This window comes from Marichromatium gracile (genome assembly GCF_004343155.1).
Lineage (GTDB): Bacteria > Pseudomonadota > Gammaproteobacteria > Chromatiales > Chromatiaceae > Marichromatium > Marichromatium gracile.
Genome location: NZ_SMDC01000028.1, coordinates 1 through 1421 on the forward strand (window position 1 = coordinate 1; position 1421 = coordinate 1421).

Here is a 1421-nt window from a genome sequence, read left to right on the forward strand (position 1 = left end):
TGGCGCGGATCCGCGCCGGGCTGCGCGCGGAGCTGGAGGCGAGCCCCTGGCGCGACGAGCAGGGGCTGGTGGCGCGGATCGAGACGGCCTTCCGCGCGATGTGGCGGCGCTGGTGTACGCATGCCGCGTCCTGACGTGGAACAGGGGCGTGGCGGGGACGAGGTCGATGCCCTCTACGAGACCGCCCTGGCGCACCAGCGCGCGGGTCGAGACCAAGTAGCCGAGCCTTTGTATCTGGCGCTGCTCGCCCTCGCGCCGCGGCATCGCGATGCGCACCTCCAGCTGGCGCGACTGCGTCTGGGGCGTGGCGACGCCGACATGGCCATCACCGGGTTACGCCAGCTGCTCGAGTCGTCTGCAGATGATGCGGCGGCGCTGCACTTGTTGGCTCAGGCGCAGCAAGCCTTGGGGCACGTCGACAATGCCGCTGGGCTCGATAGTCCCGGTGCGCCGATCGGCTCCAGCGGCGGAGGTGTTCAGAACACTGACATCGGTCGCGACTGGGAGGCGGGGCTCGCGCTTTTCCAGCGGGGGCGTTTCGTCGAGGCCAGGGCGCGATTCGTCGCGGCCCTGCGCGCGGCGCCGGACTCCGAGCACCTGCTCAACGCGCTCGGCAATGTCGCGCGGGCGCTCGGCGAGCTTGACGCTGCGGAGGAGTACTATCGTCGCGCACTGATCCGTTGCCCGCACGAGCCGATCTTTCTCAACAACCTCGGTCTGGTGCTGTGCGATCGTGGCGATCATGGCGCGGCGCACGCGCACTTCATGCGCGCGCTGCGCGCGCGCCCTGACTATGCCGGGGCATGGATCAATGTCGGGCTGAACCTGCAGCGCGAGGACCGTCTCGACGAGGCCGAGCGGTGTTACCGGCGCGCGCTCGAGCTGGTCCCGAACCTTGCACAGGGGTATGCCAACCTCGGCGCGCTGATGGCGTTGCGGGGGCGCGAGCAAGAGGCCGAGGCCCTGTTGCGCCACGCGCTGGTGCTGGCCCCGGGGCTAGCCGAGGCGCACGACGACCTCGGTCTGGTGTTGAGTACGCTCGGACGGGACGAGGCGGCGATCGCTTGCTTTCAGATCGCGCTGCGGCTGCAGCCACAGTATGCACAGACCTATAGCGACCTAGGCAATGCCCAGGCGCGACTCGGCCGTCTCGACGAGGCTCTGATCAACCTGGAGCGTGCCTGTGCGCTCGCCCCCCGGGATGCGGCCCTGCACAGCAATCGCGCAAACGTGCTCAAGGATCTCGGGCGGCTCGACGAGGCCATCGCCGCCTTCGAGCAGGCGCGTGCACTCGATCTCGACCTGATCCAGGCCGAGTCCGGTCTGCTCTTCACCCTCAACTACCATCCGGATCTTCCGGCCGAGTCGATCTACGCGGCCTATCGCGACTACAACCGTCGTCACGGCGAACCGGCGCGAGT

The 1421-nt window shown here is 69.0% G+C and carries 1 protein-coding gene; it reads left to right on the forward strand.

Annotation, left to right across the window (positions count from 1 at the left end; all coding sequences use genetic code 11):
• Positions 1 to 120: 120 nt before the first annotated feature.
• The coding region (locus EDC29_RS17195) for a tetratricopeptide repeat protein (RefSeq protein ID WP_132230696.1) at positions 121 to 1421 on the forward strand (1301 nt) is incomplete at its 3' end.